The 14,793-nt window shown below is 57.8% G+C and carries 14 protein-coding genes; 4 read left to right on the top strand and 10 right to left on the bottom strand.

Going from position 1 to position 14,793, the window contains the following annotated elements; translation table 11 throughout:
- Positions 1 to 68: 68 nt before the first annotated feature.
- The gene (clpB, locus tag Q0O99_RS08925) at positions 69 to 2,675 is read right to left on the bottom strand and encodes an ATP-dependent chaperone ClpB (RefSeq protein ID WP_293750584.1); all 2,607 of its coding nucleotides are present in this window, start codon (positions 2,673 to 2,675) and stop codon (positions 69 to 71) included.
- An 87-nt stretch (positions 2,676 to 2,762) separates the two neighbouring features.
- Between clpB and Q0O99_RS08920 the strand changes: the two genes are divergently transcribed.
- The gene (locus Q0O99_RS08920; RefSeq protein ID WP_293750583.1) at positions 2,763 to 3,314 is read left to right on the top strand and encodes a hypothetical protein; all 552 of its coding nucleotides are present in this window, start codon (positions 2,763 to 2,765) and stop codon (positions 3,312 to 3,314) included.
- A 26-nt stretch (positions 3,315 to 3,340) separates the two neighbouring features.
- Here the strand turns inward: Q0O99_RS08920 and Q0O99_RS08915 are convergent, their stop codons facing one another.
- Genes Q0O99_RS08915 through Q0O99_RS08890 form a run of 6 tightly spaced genes read right to left on the bottom strand, consistent with a single transcriptional unit; the run spans position 3,341 to position 9,405 of the window.
- Positions 3,341 to 3,829, bottom strand: coding sequence for a molybdenum cofactor biosynthesis protein MoaE (locus Q0O99_RS08915; protein ID WP_293750581.1), 489 nt, complete (start codon positions 3,827 to 3,829; stop codon positions 3,341 to 3,343).
- 4 nt (positions 3,830 to 3,833) lie between these two features.
- Positions 3,834 to 4,085: a MoaD/ThiS family protein gene (locus tag Q0O99_RS08910; protein ID WP_293750579.1), complete on the bottom strand. Its 252-nt coding sequence runs from the start codon at positions 4,083 to 4,085 to the stop codon at positions 3,834 to 3,836.
- Positions 4,082 to 5,338, bottom strand: a complete 1,257-nt coding sequence (gene glp / locus Q0O99_RS08905; protein WP_293750577.1) for a gephyrin-like molybdotransferase Glp — start codon at positions 5,336 to 5,338, stop codon at positions 4,082 to 4,084. Before glp ends, Q0O99_RS08910 begins: the two co-directional genes overlap by 4 nt.
- 6 nt (positions 5,339 to 5,344) lie before the next feature.
- On the bottom strand, positions 5,345 to 6,790 hold the full coding sequence (gene thrC / locus Q0O99_RS08900) for a threonine synthase (protein ID WP_293750575.1): 1,446 nt from the start codon (positions 6,788 to 6,790) through the stop codon (positions 5,345 to 5,347).
- Positions 6,790 to 8,112 (bottom strand): homoserine dehydrogenase, encoded by a 1,323-nt coding sequence (locus tag Q0O99_RS08895; RefSeq protein ID WP_293750573.1) that lies wholly within the window; start codon positions 8,110 to 8,112, stop codon positions 6,790 to 6,792. Before Q0O99_RS08895 ends, thrC begins: the two co-directional genes overlap by 1 nt.
- 51 nt (positions 8,113 to 8,163) lie before the next feature.
- Positions 8,164 to 9,405, bottom strand: coding sequence for a pyridoxal phosphate-dependent aminotransferase (locus Q0O99_RS08890; protein WP_293750571.1), 1,242 nt, complete (start codon positions 9,403 to 9,405; stop codon positions 8,164 to 8,166).
- Positions 9,406 to 9,527: 122 nt separating this feature from the next.
- Between Q0O99_RS08890 and Q0O99_RS08885 the strand changes: the two genes are divergently transcribed.
- The 3 genes from Q0O99_RS08885 (at position 9,528) to Q0O99_RS08875 (ending at position 12,429) form a co-directional block, all read left to right on the top strand.
- Positions 9,528 to 9,905, top strand: coding sequence for an Mth938-like domain-containing protein (locus Q0O99_RS08885; RefSeq protein WP_293750570.1), 378 nt, complete (start codon positions 9,528 to 9,530; stop codon positions 9,903 to 9,905).
- A 159-nt stretch (positions 9,906 to 10,064) separates the two neighbouring features.
- Complete coding sequence (locus Q0O99_RS08880; RefSeq protein WP_293750569.1) at positions 10,065 to 10,550, top strand: peroxiredoxin; 486 nt, start codon at positions 10,065 to 10,067, stop codon at positions 10,548 to 10,550.
- Between the two features lie 154 nt (positions 10,551 to 10,704).
- Positions 10,705 to 12,429, top strand: a complete 1,725-nt coding sequence (locus tag Q0O99_RS08875; protein ID WP_293750567.1) for a PhoH family protein — start codon at positions 10,705 to 10,707, stop codon at positions 12,427 to 12,429.
- A 17-nt stretch (positions 12,430 to 12,446) separates the two neighbouring features.
- On the opposite strand, the gene dnaB is transcribed toward Q0O99_RS08875, so the two are convergent.
- From dnaB to rpsR, 3 genes are all read right to left on the bottom strand, one after another.
- Complete coding sequence (dnaB, locus tag Q0O99_RS08870) at positions 12,447 to 13,865, bottom strand: replicative DNA helicase (RefSeq protein ID WP_293750565.1); 1,419 nt, start codon at positions 13,863 to 13,865, stop codon at positions 12,447 to 12,449.
- A gap of 172 nt (positions 13,866 to 14,037) precedes the next feature.
- Complete coding sequence (gene rplI / locus Q0O99_RS08865; protein WP_293750563.1) at positions 14,038 to 14,490, bottom strand: 50S ribosomal protein L9; 453 nt, start codon at positions 14,488 to 14,490, stop codon at positions 14,038 to 14,040.
- An 11-nt stretch (positions 14,491 to 14,501) separates the two neighbouring features.
- Positions 14,502 to 14,783 carry a 30S ribosomal protein S18 gene (rpsR, locus tag Q0O99_RS08860; RefSeq protein WP_019427495.1) on the bottom strand — a complete coding sequence of 94 codons (282 nt, stop codon included), beginning with the start codon at positions 14,781 to 14,783 and terminating at the stop codon, positions 14,502 to 14,504.
- Between the last annotated feature and the right edge of the window lie 10 nt (positions 14,784 to 14,793).

Below are 14,793 nucleotides of genomic sequence, written 5' to 3'. Positions count from 1 at the left end.
ATTGTGCCCAAAGGCCCCGAAACCTGTCTGTCACGGCGGTGCAAGCAGGGCCTGCGCCGCCCTGGTGATCAAGCCGCCTGTTCGGTCACCTTGAACTCGAATTGTCCCGGGTTGCGCACCGGGTCGACCGACACCTCAATGGTGCATTTGGGCGGGAAACGACCTTCCAGTAAAAGTTTGGACAAAGGATTTTCCAGGCGCTGTTGAATGGCCCTTTTCAAAGGTCTTGCGCCAAAAACCGGGTCAAAGCCCACCTTGGCCAATTCGGACAGGGCCGCCAGGCTGACCTTTAAGTTCAGGTCCATGCGGGCCAAGCGGTTTTTCAAGACGCCCAGTTGGATCTCGGCAATCGCGGCGATGTGTTGTGCATCCAGGCTGTGAAAGACCACGGTTTCGTCAATGCGGTTCAAGAATTCGGGTCTGAAATGGGTCTTGAGCTCATCCCACACCGCGTCCTTGATGTCCTCAGCAGGCTGGCCCACCATGGCCTGAATCAAGTGAGAACCCAGATTGGAGGTCATCACGATGACGGTGTTTTTGAAGTCCACCGTGCGGCCCTGTCCATCGGTCAAACGGCCATCGTCGAGCACCTGCAGCAAAACGTTGAACACGTCAGGGTGGGCTTTTTCCACCTCATCAAGCAACAAGACACTGTAAGGTTTGCGACGCACAGCCTCGGTCAGATAGCCCCCCTCCTCATAGCCGACGTAACCAGGTGGCGCGCCAATGAGACGGGCCACCGAGTGCTTTTCCATGAATTCACTCATGTCCATCCGAATCAGGTGGTCCTCGCTGTCAAACAAAAAGCCTGCCAGCGCTTTGCACAGCTCCGTCTTGCCCACACCCGTAGGCCCCAAAAACAAGAAGGAGCCGGTGGGACGGTTAGGGTCGGAAAGGCCTGAACGCGAGCGGCGAATGGCGTTGGCCACGGCCGCAATGGCCTCCTCCTGACCGACCACGCGCTGGTGCAGTTTTTCTTCCATCTGAAGCAGTTTTTCACGCTCACCCTGCATCATCTTGGACACCGGGATGCCGGTGGCTCGAGACACGACCTCGGCTATTTCTTCGGCCCCCACTTGGGTGCGCAGCAAGCGGTGCACCGATTTTTCACCAGGTGCTGCTTCCTTGGCCTGCACTTCTTTGAGAATTTTTTCCAAGGCAGGCAACTTGCCATATTGCAACTCGGCCACTTTGTTGAAATCGCCCTTGCGGGTCAGCTCCTCAATTTGCTGCCTGAGCTGGTCGATTTGCTCGCGCACCTGCTGCCCGCCTTGGGCCTGCGACTTCTCGGCGCGCCAGATTTCTTCCAGGTCTGCGGCTTCTTTTTTCAGCTTGACGATCTCTTCCTCGATCAAGGCAAAGCGTTTTTGTGAAGACTCGTCGCTTTCTTTACGCACCGCTTCTCGCTCAATTTGAAGCTGGATCAATCGGCGGTCCAACTTGTCAATCACCTCTGGTTTGGAGTCGATTTCAATCTTGATCTTGGCTGCAGCTTCGTCAATGAGGTCAATCGCTTTGTCGGGCAAAAAGCGGTCGGTGATGTACCGGTGGCTGAGTTCGGCGGCAGCCACAATGGCCGGGTCGGTGATGTCCACGCCGTGGTGGATTTCGTATTTCTCCTGCAAGCCGCGCAAGATGGCGATCGTGGCCTCGACGGTGGGTTCGTTGACCAGAATTTTCTGGAAACGACGCTCTAAAGCCGCGTCTTTTTCAATGTATTTGCGGTACTCGTCCAATGTGGTCGCGCCCACACAATGCAACTCGCCCCGAGCCAGCGCAGGCTTGAGCATGTTGCCCGCGTCCATGGCCCCTTCGGCCTTGCCCGCGCCTACCATGGTGTGCAGCTCGTCTATGAACACAATGGTCTGGCCTTCGTCTTTGGCCAGTTCACTGAGCACGGTTTTCAGGCGCTCTTCGAACTCGCCCCTGAATTTGGCCCCAGCGAGCAAAGCCGCCATGTCGAGCGACAACACCCGCTTGCCTTTGAGTGAATCAGGCACTTCGCCCGCCACGATGCGCTGAGCCAAGCCTTCGACAATCGCCGTCTTGCCTACACCAGGCTCGCCAATCAGCACAGGGTTATTTTTGGTGCGGCGCTGCAAGACCTGGATGGCGCGGCGAATTTCATCGTCACGCCCGATCACCGGGTCAAGCTTGCCAATGCGGGCCCGCTCGGTCAGGTCGACACAGTATTTTTTGAGCGCTTCGCGCTGGCCTTCCGCATCGGCACTGCCCACACTTTGCCCTCCCCGCACGGCGTCGATGGCCGCCTCCAGACTTTTGCGGTTCAGGCCATGCACTTTGGCGATGCGCGCCGCCTCTGATTTGCTGTCGGCCAAGGCCAGCATGAACAATTCGCCCGCAATGAACGCGTCGCTGCGCTTGATGGCTTCTTTCTCGGCAGTCTGCAAGAGCTTGACCAAGTCGGGGCCCACTTGCACCTGGTCTTGTCCGGTCACTTGAGGCAAGCGCGCCACAGCCGCTTCGGCCGCCTGCAGCAGGGCAGGCACCTGAACGCCCGCACGTTGCAAGATGGCTTTGGGGCCATCGTCTTGCAAGAGCATGGCGACCAACAAGTGCTGGGGCTCGATGTAGGCATGGTCTTTTCCCAGGGCCAGCGACTGGGCATCCGACAAGGCTTCCTGAAATTTAGTGGTGAGTTTGTCAATTCGCATGTGTTGATCTCCAATGCCCGTCATCTTGTGCTGAAAATGACATTTTCAAGGGAATGTAAAGCTCGCACTATTGCCTAAAATCAAAGCATGAACATTCACCAACTGTCCGTGAACCACGATGAGCGGCAAGACCGCTTATTGCTGCGTTTGAACACCCAAGATCTGAAGGAATTCCGTTTTTGGCTGACACGGCGCATGTCACTGCGTTTGATGCCCGCCATCGAGCAATCGGCCGAGCGCCTGGAGGCCGCGCAACCCGGCGTGGCGGTCACCGATGCCCCATCACAACAACTGCTGAGCGAGCTCAAACGCGATGCATTTCTGAAAAAAGCTGACTTTGCCACCCCTTTCGAAAACCGCGCCACCCATTGGCCGCTGGGGGCTGAACCCCTGCTCATCACCGATGCCCATTTGAGTATCCAACCCGGCGGGGCTTTGGAAATTTCTTTTGAAGACAAGTCCGACCCGGCACAAGCCCGATCCTGCCAGCTGCACCTGCAAGTCAGCCTGGTTCATGGCATGGCGCACCTGATACGGCAAGCCAGCGAAAAAGCCGAATGGTTGGCTGTGAGCAGCCCCATCCAAGCGACCGAGGCGGGGCCTACGCTGCCCCAAGAGCCGCCTCGCTACCCACACTGAAGCCCATAGTTCCGGCACGACCTGGTTCAGGGGTTGTGGGCCTGGATGCCCCAACGGGCCAACGCCGCATCGTCTGACACGCGGGCGTCCACCCAGTGAGCGCCTTCAGGGGTTTGCTCTTTTTTCCAGAACGGGGCCTGGGTTTTCAGATAATCCATCAAAAATTCGCAGGCCTTGAAGCTCTCGCCCCGGTGCGCCGAGGTGACCGCTACCAACACAATCTGGTCAGCCGGCAGCAAGCGCCCAACGCGGTGCACCACACGCGCCGCGTAAAAATCAAACCGCTGGTGCGCTTCGTCGATCATGGCTTCGATCGATTTTTCAGTCATGCCCGGGTAGTGCTCAAGCTCCATGGCCTGGACTTCGTCGTGCGCTTGACCCGTCAAGGCACGGGTGTCGCGCACGGTACCTACAAAGCTGCACACGGCACCCACGCGCAAGTCCTGCCCCCTGAGTGCGGTCAACTCCTGCGTGACGTCAAAGTCCTTGGTCTGAATGCTGACTTGGGGCGACATGGCATCAACCTCCGGTGACAGGCGGGAAAAAGCCGACCTCGCAGCCTTCCGTCAGGCTGGCGTTGTCTTGAACCATGATTTGGTTCAGGGCCATGCGCACCGGACGCTCGGGCATCAAGCAGACGCGGTAGTGCTCGCCCCGGGCCATCAGCTCGGTGCGCAAAGCGGCCAAATCGATGGCCTGGGTCTCCACGGTTTCGTGAGACAAGCCAATGGTTTCGCGCAGCGAGGCGAAATAGCGAACTTGCACTTTCATGCCAAACACTCCGAAAAGGGCCAAAAATCGACCAGTTGACCGGGCTCAATCGTCTGGCCACCCGGGTTGTCCACCACCCCATCGGCCCAGACCACCGAGGTCAACACCCCCGAACTCTGGTTGGGAAACAGGTCCAAGCCGCCCTGAGCATTACGCCGTACCCGCAAGAATTCTCGGCGCCTGTCGGCCTTGGGCCACTCGAAGTGCGCAGGCAAGCGCTGGGTCGGTGGGCCAGAGGGTGGCATGCCTTGTAATTGGCGCAGCAAAGGCCTGACCAAGAGCAAAAAAGTCATGAAACTTGACACCGGGTTGCCAGGCAAGCCCACGAAGTGGGCCACGCCCTCGGCAGTCTGACGCCGCACCTGGCCATAGGCAAAGGGTTTGCCCGGCTTCATGGCGATTTGCCACAGATTCAACTCGCCCAAAGACTGCACAGCCGGTTTGACGTGGTCCTCTTCGCCCACAGACACGCCGCCACTGGTCAGGATCAGATCGTGGTGGTCGGCAGCGGTTTTGAGAGCCGCCACAGTGGCCTCGCGCCGGTCAGGCACAATGCCCAGATCACTGACTTCACAGCCCATGCGGTGCAACAAGCTGCGCAGGAAAAAGCGGTTGGAGTTGTAAATACTGCCTGGGGGCATGTCCTGCGGGGCCACATCGCCCGGCATCACCAACTCGTCGCCCGTCGAAAACAAGGCCACCCGAGGGCGGCGCAAAACAGGCAGGTGCGCCAGACCCAGGCTCGCGGCCAGGCCCAGTTCGGCAGGCCCCAGTTTTTGACCACGCTGCAAAGCTGTCTGGCCTTGGCGGATGTCTTCGCCGCTGAGGCGAATCCACTGCCCGGGTTCGGGCAGCACCGAAAAGCGTACGGCATCGGATTCTCCGGGAACAGGCTCGGCTTGCTCTTGCATGACGATGGCGTCGGCGCCTTCGGGCACAGGCGCGCCAGTGAAAATGCGGGCAACTTGGCCTGGGGCCAGCGGCTGACCGGTGTGCCCGGCCGCGATGCGCTGGCCCACGCGCAACGAGACGCCTGGCGGCAACAAATCGGCGCGCCGCACCGCGTAGCCGTCCATCGACGAGTTGTCAAAGGCGGGCACTTGCAAGGCCGAAACCAGGTCCTCGGCCAACACGCGGCCATCGGCATCGAGGGTGGCAATCGACTCCAAATCGGTCAAGGGGTTGATGCGCGCGAGCAGCGCTTGCAGCGCATCGTCCAAGGGCATCAACAGAGCGCGGGGGGCAGTGCTCATGTGCTTTCAGTCGCAGTGTTGCACGATGTAGGCCTTGACCAAATCCGCATCCGCTTTCATCACCTGCACGCGTTTAGGCAAGGCTTCGATGCCTTCAAACTGCGGTGGACGTTCAGGCTGACGGCCCAAGGCTTGCACGATGGTGGCTGCGAACTTGATAGGCAAAGCCGTTTCGAGCACGATCATGGGCACCTGCTTGTGAAGGTGTTCTTGCGCCACCTTCACGCCGTCGGCGGTGTGGGTGTCAATCACCATGCCGTAGCACTCAAACACCTGCTGAATGGTCTTGATGCGGTCGTTGTGGATGCTGCGACCACTGTCAAAGCCATACACCGTGGCGGCCTGGGCAAAGCACGCGTCACCCGACAAATCAAAGAACCCTTGCTGGCTCAGGCCTGTTCCAAAAATGGCTTTGGTTTTTGCACTGTCTCTGCCCAGCAAGTCGAACACGAAACGTTCGAAATTACTGGCTTTGGAAATATCCATTGACGGGCTAGAGGTCTCGTGTGTATCGGCGGTACCGCGAACGCGGTAAACACCCGTTCGGAAAAACTCGTCGAGCACATCGTTTTCGTTGGTGGCCACCACCAAGCGGTCAATCGGCAAGCCCATCATGCGGGCCACATGGCCTGCGCACACGTTGCCAAAATTCCCGCTCGGCACGGTGAAGCTGACTTTTTGGTCGTTGCTGTAGGTGGCCTGAAAGTACCCGGCAAAGTAATACACCACTTGGGCCAGCAAACGCGCCCAGTTAATGGAGTTCACAGTCCCGATTTTGTATTTCCGCTTGAACTCCAGATCGTTGGAGACCGCCTTGACGATGTCCTGGCAGTCGTCAAACACACCTTCGATGGCGATGTTGTGGATGTTTTCGTCGAGCAGACTGAACATCTGCGCTTGCTGGAACGGGCTCATGCGGCCGTTCGGGCTGGTCATAAACACGCGCACGCCTTTTTTGCCGCGCATGGCGTATTCGGCCGCGCTGCCGGTGTCGCCCGAGGTGGCACCCAAAATGTTCAGCGTTTCGCCGCGCCGCGCCAACTCGTATTCAAACAAGTTGCCCAGCAACTGCATGGCCATGTCCTTGAAGGCCAAAGTGGGACCGTTGGACAAAGCCTCCAAATACATCTTGGGCTGGGCTTGCTCTGCAGCCTGCAAGGGCTTGAGCGGCACAATTTCTGGGGTGCCAAACACTTCAGGCGTGTAGGTCTTGCGGCACAAGTCCTGCAAGTCGCTCGGTGGAATGTCGTCAATGTAGAGGGACAAGACCTCAAAGGCCAAAGCCGCATAACCTTGGCTTTGCCAGACTTGGCGCAAACGCGTCAGAGCCGCAGCGTCGAGTTGCGGATAGCTTTCAGGCAAGTAAAGACCGCCGTCTGGTGCCAAGCCCTCGAGCAAGATGTCACAAAACTTTGGGCGGTCGGCGTGACCGCGTGTCGACAGGTAACGCATCAGTTCAACTCTTCCTTGCGAATGCGCACGATCGGGGCCATCACGGTGGGCAAGGCTTGCATCTGGGCCAACACCTCGCTTAGAGTGCCCTCACGCGTGTCGTGGGTCAGGATGATCACATCGGTCTGGTTTTCACCCGCTTGGCTGACCTGATCGGCCTCGCGCTGCAACACCGCGTCGATGCTGATGTCGGCCTGGGCCAGCAAACCAGTCAATTTGGCCAGCACACCGGCTTGATCGGCCACGCGCAAACGCAGGTAATAACTGGTCACCACCTCAGACATGGGCAACACAGCCAAGTTGCTCATGGCGCCCGGCTGGAAAGCCAAATGCGGCACGCGGTTGAGGGGATCTGCCGTATGCAAACGGGTGATGTCCACCAGGTCGGCAATGACCGCGCTGGCGGTGGGTTCGGAGCCTGCGCCCTTGCCGTAAAACAAGGTGGTGCCCACGGCATCGCCTTGCACCATCACAGCGTTCATGGCGCCTTCAACGTTGGCAATCAGGCGCTGGGTCGGCACCAGGCTGGGGTGCACGCGCAACTCGATGCCTTGCGCGGTGCGCTTGGTGATGCCAAGCAGTTTGATGCGGTAGCCCAATTGCTCTGCATATTTGATGTCGGCTGCGCCCAGTTTCGTGATGCCCTCGACATAGGCCTTGTCAAACTGCACCGGAATGCCAAAGGCGATTGCGCTCATCAAGGTCACTTTGTGGGCAGCGTCCACGCCTTCAATGTCAAAGGTCGGGTCGGCTTCGGCGTAACCCAGGCGCTGGGCCTCCTTGAGCACATCGGCAAAGTCCAGTCCCTTGTCGCGCATCTCGGAAAGAATGAAGTTGGTGGTGCCGTTGATGATGCCCGCCACCCACTGAATGCTGTTGGCGGTCAAGCCTTCACGCAACGCCTTGATGATCGGAATCCCACCCGCCACGGCGGCTTCAAAACCCACCACCACACCTTTGGCCTGCGCAGCCGCAAAAATTTCGGTGCCGTGCACGGCCAACAAGGCCTTGTTGGCGGTGACCACATGTTTGCCCGCGGCAATGGCCTCCAACACCAGCGCTTTGGCAATGCCGTAACCACCAATCAACTCAATGACGATGTCGATCTCGGGATTGGCAATCACTGCGCGGGCATCGCCCACCACCTGAACGCCCTCGCCCACAAGGGCTTGGGCACGCGCCACGTCCAAATCGGCCACCATGGTGATTTCAATGCCACGGCCTGCACGGCGCTGAATTTCTCCCTGGTTGCGCCTGAGCACATTGAAAGTGCCGCTGCCTACAGTGCCCACGCCCAAGAGGCCCACTTTGATCGGTTTCATTTATCTCTTCTTTACTGCAATTCGCCCGAAAGGCTCGGGCAGGGATTGAATTCAGGACAACACCGCTTCGGTGCCAAAACGTTGGCGTGCTCCCTCCAGAAAACGAGCGACGCGGCCAATGGCCTCGCGCAAATCGTCTTCATGGGGCAAAAATACGATTCGAAAATGGTCGGCATCAGGCCAGTTAAAGCCCGTACCCTGAACCAGCATGACCTTGGTTTCCTCGAGAAGCTGCAAGAAGAAATCCTGGTCGTCTTGTACCGGGTAGATCTGAGGATCGAGTTTGGGAAACATGTACAAAGCCGCACGGGGTTTGACGCAACTGACCCCCGGGATCGCCGTGATCAACTGGTACGCCACATCGCGCTGCTTGCGCAAGCGCCCCCCCTCGCCCACCAATTCATTGATGCTTTGATGTCCACCCAAAGCTGTTTGAATGGCCCACTGGCCTGGAACGTTGGCGCACAAACGCATGTTAGAGAGCATGTTCAGGCCCTCGATGTAATCGCGGGCTCTTTTCTTGTCGCCCGAAATCACCATCCACCCCGCACGGTAACCGCACGAACGGTAGCTTTTGGACAAGGAGTTGAAGGTCAAGGTGACCACGTCTTGCGACAAACTGCCCAAGGGGGTGTGCTTGACGCCGTCGTACAAAACCTTGTCGTACACCTCATCGGCAAAGATCACCAGACCATGCTCACGCGCAATCGCCACGATGCCCTTGAGCAACTCATCGGTGTACAAGGCACCCGTGGGGTTGTTGGGGTTGATGACCACAATGCCCTTGGTGAGCGGTGTGACCTTGGCACGGATATCGTCCAAATTGGGCATCCAGCCATTGGCTTCCTCGCAGCGGTAATGCACAGGCGTGCCCCCCGACAGACTGGCCGCCGCCGTCCACAGCGGGTAATCAGGCGAAGGCAAAAGCAACTCGTCGCCATCGTCAAGCAATCCGTTGGTGGCCATCACGATCAACTCGCTGGCCCCATTGCCCAGATAAATATCGTCCAGCGTCACACCCAAAATGCCTTGTTTCTGGGTTTCGTGCATCACGGCCTTACGAGCCGCAAAAATGCCTTTGCTGTCCGAATAACCCGCCGAATTGGGCAGGTTGCGGATCATGTCCTGCTGGATCTCTTCGGGCGCATCAAAACCAAAAACAGCCAGGTTGCCGATGTTCAATTTGATGATCTTGTGGCCGTCCTCTTCCATCTGACGCGCTCGGTCCATGATGGGGCCGCGAATGTCATAACAAACGTTGGCCAGCTTGGCAGATTTCTGAATGGTCTTCAAAGAGCCTCCAAAGGCAGTGTGGATCAGGGAAAACCTATAATTTGACCACATTTCTTTGGCCTCTCCAGCGCAGTTTTCACAGCTTGCCCTTTAATTGCGCCTCCCCTGAATTTTCCCACCCCATGAAACTCCAGCCCGACAAATCCAATGCCCCCACCATCAACGCTTACGACAGGGCTTGGATCGAAGTCAATGGCGTGCGGCATGCACAGTCGGTGGCCGTGACCAGCCTGCCCAATATACCGTCTGCGACCTGGGCGACGGGCCACTTTGAAGCACTTGGCGCGAGCGACTTCAGCCCCTGGGCCCAAAGCGGTGCCGAGCTGGTTTTGTTCGGCAGCGGACAAAAGCTGCGTTTTGCCAAGCCGCAATGGCTGCAGGACCTGTTCATGCGCGGCATCGGCGTAGAAACCATGGACACTGCTGCGGCATGTCGCACCTACAACATCCTGGCCAGTGAAGGACGCAAGGTGGTCGCCTTGCTTTTGATCGAGTCCTAAAGCATGATTTCTTTCGTTGTTTTTTTCTCTGCTCTTGGCGCGCAAATGCCAATGGCTGTTCCGGGTAAAATAGAGGGCTGTCGAGGCCCAAGGCCTTTAGCGAAACTGACACCAAGCAATGGTGGCACCCGCTCAACCAGTCAAGCGAGATAAAGTTCAATGGCGATCGTTCTCAACAAACCCCTTCCCGAATTTGAAGCCAATGCCACCAGCGGTCTGAAAGTTTCGAACATCTCCCACGTGGGTCAAACCGTTGTTTTGTTTTTCTATCCCAAAGACAACACCCCTGGCTGCACCACTGAAGCCATGCAGTTTCGCGACAAATACAAAGATTTCGTGAAAGCCGGCGCCTTGGTCCTTGGCGTGTCACGAGACAATATGAAATCGCACGACGATTTCAAAGCCAAGCTGGAGCTGCCCTTCGAGTTGATTGCCGACACCGAAGAAAAGATGTGCCACATGTTTGGTGTGGTGAAAAACAAGATCATGTACGGCAAAAAGGTCAAAGGCATAGAGCGCAGCACCTTCTTGATCGGGGCCGACGGCACCCTCAAGCAAGAGTGGCGCGGCCTGAAGGTCCCCGGCCATGTCGAAGAAGTGTTGCAGGCCGTCAAGGACCTCAAAAAAGCCAATGCTGTGGTTTGATGTCACCAGCCTGTGTTGTCACAGGGCTCGTGCATAATGAATTCATGACGCTGAAACGCAGTCCCTCATATTTTTATCTTCAAGCCGCCCGGTTTACCTGGCGGCTTTTTGTTTTCTGGTGTCCGAATTTTCAATCCTCTAAAGGCCTTCGTTCATGCCATTGCCACCCGCTCCCACTCACCGCGCCAGCCGCTTGACCCACACAGCCTTTGACAACAGCGAGACGCCAACCGATGCACCCGTCATGGTGCAAATCGAAACGAAACGGGGCTTGGCCAGCGAGACCCCCCAGGCCAGCACAGCCAAACGTTCTGCACGGCCGCGCAAGATCGACGCCAGTCCACTGTCACCCAAGACCCCAGGGGGTGCGCTGGCCACGTCAAACATCGAGCCCGCAGGCATGCCGCAAGCTGAGCCCCGTTCCGCTTTGGCCACGCCAGCCAGTCGGGTGAACAAATCCGCTACAGCCCGAACCAAACGTCGCAACGGCCCGAGCAAACTCTTTGTTCTCGACACCAATGTGCTGATGCACGACCCGATGAGTCTGTTCCGCTTTGAGGAACACGATGTCTTTTTGCCCATGATCGTGCTGGAAGAGCTCGACGGCCACAAAAAAGGCATGACCGAAGTGGCGCGCAATGCCCGTCAAGCCAGCCGCTCCCTCGACGCGTTGGCCTCTGGACAAGGGCAAGACCTGAGCCAAGGCTCAGCCTTGAGTGTCACGGGCCACTCGGATGCCACAGGGCAGTTGTTTTTCCAGACCCAGGCGCTCGACCTGAGCCTGCCCCTGGCACTGCCGCAAGGCAAAGCCGACAACCAGATCCTGGGCGTGGTCAAGGCGCTGGGCCAGCTGCATGCGCCTCGCGAAGTGGTGCTGGTGTCCAAGGACATCAACATGCGCGTCAAGGCCCGAGCGCTGGGGCTGCAGGCCGAAGACTACCAAAATGACAAGACCCTGGAAGACGGCGACCTGTTGTACCCGGGCTCCATGGCTTTGCCACCTGACTTTTGGCTCAAAAATGGCAAAACGGTGGAAAGCTGGCAGCAAGGCACCCACACCTTCTACCGCATCAGCGGCCCCATCGTGCCGAGCCTGTTCATGAATCAGTTCGTGTATTTTGAGGCACCCGGAGAACCCAGCCTGTTTGCGCGCGTCACCGAAATTCGCGGTAAGACGGCGGTGCTGCGCACGCTGAAGGACTTCAACCACCAAAAGAATGCGGTTTGGGGCGTCACCACACGCAACCGAGAACAGAACTTCGCGATGAACCTGTTGACCGATCCGGACATCGACTTTGTGACGCTGGCGGGGACCGCTGGCACGGGTAAAACACTGATGGCCCTGGCCGCAGGCCTCACTCAGGTGCTGGATGATCGCCGCTATACCGAGATCATCATGACCCGCGCGACAGTGAGCGTGGGCGAAGACATCGGCTTTTTGCCCGGCACCGAAGAAGAGAAAATGGGCCCTTGGATGGGCGCATTGGACGACAACTTGGAGTTTTTGGCCAAGGGCGAGGGCGGCAACGCCGGTGAATGGGGTCGCGCAGCGACCAACGAGCTGATCAAGAGCCGCATCAAGATCAAGAGCATGAATTTCATGCGCGGTCGCACCTTCATGAACAAGTACGTGATCATCGACGAAGCGCAAAACCTGACGCCCAAGCAAATGAAAACTTTGATCACCCGCGCCGGCCCGGGCACCAAGATCATCTGCATGGGCAACCTCGCCCAAATTGACACGCCCTACCTGACCGAGGGCTCATCCGGCCTGACCTACGCAGTAGACCGTTTCAAAGGTTGGGCGCACGGTGGCCACATCACCTTGGCACGCGGGGAGCGCTCCAGACTGGCAGACTTCGCCAGCGAAGCCCTCTGAGCCGACGCAGTCGGGTCTCAGTAATCGTCGCTCAGACCCGACGCAAGACTTTCAAACCGCGTCAGGTTCTTCAGGAATGTCAGCCGCACCGTGCCCGTCGGGCCGTTGCGCTGCTTACCGATGATGATTTCCGCAACGCCCGGATCTTTGGAATCCTTGTTGTAGTAGTCGTCGCGGTAAATGAACATGATGATGTCGGCATCCTGCTCGATGGCGCCGGACTCGCGCAAGTCGCTCATCATGGGGCGTTTGTCAGTGCGCTGCTCGACACTGCGGTTCAACTGCGACAAGGCAATCACCGGACACTGCAACTCTTTGGCCAGCATTTTCAGGCCCCGCGAAATCTCACCCAGTTCGGTGGCGCGATTGTCACCGCCAGCGCCGCCCGAACCACTCATCAGCTGCAAATAGTCCACCACAATCAGTCCCAACTTGCCGCACTGGCGCGCCAGCCGCCGGGCATTGGCCCGCAATTCGGACGACGTCAGGCCTGGCGTTTCGTCGATGTGCAAGGACACGTTGCGCAGTTTTTCAATGGCCTCCGTCAAGCGTGGCCACTCGTCATCGCTGAGCTTGCCAGTGCGCAAATGGCCTTGATCAATGCGACCGATCGAACCCACCACACGCACCGCCAACTGCGATGCGCCCATTTCCATCGAAAACACCGCCACTGGCAAGCCCTCGTTCAAGGCCACATGCTCGGCGATGTTGATCGCAAAAGCGGTTTTACCCATGGAAGGTCGAGCCGCCAACACCACCATATCCCCAGGCTGCAAGCCCGAGGTCATACGGTCCAGGTCGTAGAAACCAGTGGGAACCCCGGTGATGTCGTTGGGATTGTTGGCCATCTCGTTCACGCGGTCGAGCAACTCCACCACCAGTGTGTCCATTGACTGGAAGCCCTGCTTCATGCGCGAGCCTTCCTCACCAATGTTGAAGATTTTTTGCTCGGCCTCGTCCAGGATGCGGTCAATCGCCTTTCCCTGGGGATTGAAGGCGTTGGTCGCGATTTCGTCGCTGGCGGACACCAGTTTGCGCAAGATCGAACGCTCACGCACGATCTCGGCATAGCGGCGAATGTTGCTGGCGCTGGGCACATACTGCGCCAAGGAGTTCAAGTAGCCCAAGCCCCCCATTTCCTCGGCCTTGCCCTGGTTTTGCAACTGCTCGTTCACAGTGATCACGTCGGCCGGCTTAGAGGCGTTGATCAGCGCCCCGATGGCCGCATAAATCAGCTTGTGTTCATGCCGGTAAAAGTCGTTGTCAACCAGCAAATCCCCCACACGGTCCCAGGCGCCGTTGTCCAGCAACAAGCCGCCAAGAACACTGGACTCGGCTTCAATCGAATGCGGTGGCACGCGCAGCTTGGCCACCGGGTTGTCGCCAGCAAGGTCGGAATGAAAGGTGTTCAAGGAAGGAGCAAAAACGACGGACATCGGTATCAGGCCTCAAAAGACCATAGTATTCGCAAAAACGCTTCAAGTTCGGGATAAAGCTGTGGATAAGCTTTGTGCATTCGGTGTGCTGTTCTGTAAAAGTCAGATCGCGGAACCAAATAAAAAAGCCGCCAAGCACAAGGCCAGACGGCTTTTCAGGGCGCCACAAAAATCAGGCTGTTTCGCCGTACACCGTCACGGTCACGTCCACCACCACGTCGGTGTGCAATGCCACCGACACGGAAGACTCGCTCACCACTTTGATGGGGCCGTGGGGCATGCGGATCTGTGACTTGACCAGTTTGTAGCCTTGTTTGTTCAGCTCTTCGGCGATGTCATGGTTGGTCACTGAACCAAACAAACGGCCATCCACACCGGCTTTTTGCGACAACTTGACCACCAGGCCAGACAATTTCTCTCCTTGGGCCTGGGCTTCGGCCAATTTAGCGGCAGCGGCTTTTTCCAATTCAACGCGGCGAGCTTCGAACTCGGCCTTGTTGGCTTCGGTCGCACGGCGTGCACGACCTTGGGGGATCAGAAAGTTGCGCGCATAGCCGTCTTTGACTTTGACGATATCACCCAGATTACCCAGGTTTACAACCTTTTCGAGCAGAATGATTTGCATGGTTGGACTCCTTAGACTTTGTGCTGGTCGGTGTAGGGCAACATGGCCAAAAAGCGAGCGCGCTTGATGGCAGTGTTGAGCTGGCGCTGGAAAATGGCACGGGTGCCAGTCAGGCGCGCAGGAATGATTTTGCCGTTTTCGGCAATGAAGTCACGCAAGGTGTCCACATCTTTGTAGTCGATCTCTTCGACGCCAGTGACTGTGAAGCGGCAAAAACGCTTGCGCTTGAACAGCAGTGACTGGGTGTTGCGCTTAGGGCGCTTGTCTTTGTTGAATTTTTTGAACGTGGCCATGGGGCCTCCT

Origin of the sequence: Limnohabitans sp. Rim8 (assembly GCF_945901735.1) — a bacterium.
Taxonomy (GTDB): domain Bacteria; phylum Pseudomonadota; class Gammaproteobacteria; order Burkholderiales; family Burkholderiaceae_C; genus Limnohabitans_A.
The sequence above is the reverse complement of the archived record's forward strand: the minus strand, read 5'-3'. Positions and strand labels throughout refer to the sequence as shown.

Bases quoted from the DNA above. Each gene is read 5' to 3' on its own strand.
- clpB (WP_293750584.1), bottom strand. From the start codon at position 2,675: ATGCGAATTGACAAACTCACCACTAAATTTCAGGAAGCCTTGTCGGAT.
- Q0O99_RS08920 (WP_293750583.1), top strand. From the start codon at position 2,763: ATGAACATTCACCAACTGTCCGTGAACCACGATGAGCGGCAAGACCGC.
- Q0O99_RS08915 (WP_293750581.1), bottom strand. From the start codon at position 3,829: ATGTCGCCCCAAGTCAGCATTCAGACCAAGGACTTTGACGTCACGCAG.
- Q0O99_RS08910 (WP_293750579.1), bottom strand. From the start codon at position 4,085: ATGAAAGTGCAAGTTCGCTATTTCGCCTCGCTGCGCGAAACCATTGGC.
- glp (WP_293750577.1), bottom strand. From the start codon at position 5,338: ATGAGCACTGCCCCCCGCGCTCTGTTGATGCCCTTGGACGATGCGCTG.
- thrC (WP_293750575.1), bottom strand. From the start codon at position 6,790: ATGCGTTACCTGTCGACACGCGGTCACGCCGACCGCCCAAAGTTTTGT.
- Q0O99_RS08895 (WP_293750573.1), bottom strand. From the start codon at position 8,112: ATGAAACCGATCAAAGTGGGCCTCTTGGGCGTGGGCACTGTAGGCAGC.
- Q0O99_RS08885 (WP_293750570.1), top strand. From the start codon at position 9,528: ATGAAACTCCAGCCCGACAAATCCAATGCCCCCACCATCAACGCTTAC.
- Q0O99_RS08880 (WP_293750569.1), top strand. From the start codon at position 10,065: ATGGCGATCGTTCTCAACAAACCCCTTCCCGAATTTGAAGCCAATGCC.
- Q0O99_RS08875 (WP_293750567.1), top strand. From the start codon at position 10,705: ATGCCATTGCCACCCGCTCCCACTCACCGCGCCAGCCGCTTGACCCAC.
- dnaB (WP_293750565.1), bottom strand. From the start codon at position 13,865: ATGTCCGTCGTTTTTGCTCCTTCCTTGAACACCTTTCATTCCGACCTT.
- rplI (WP_293750563.1), bottom strand. From the start codon at position 14,490: ATGCAAATCATTCTGCTCGAAAAGGTTGTAAACCTGGGTAATCTGGGT.
- rpsR (WP_019427495.1), bottom strand. From the start codon at position 14,783: ATGGCCACGTTCAAAAAATTCAACAAAGACAAGCGCCCTAAGCGCAAC.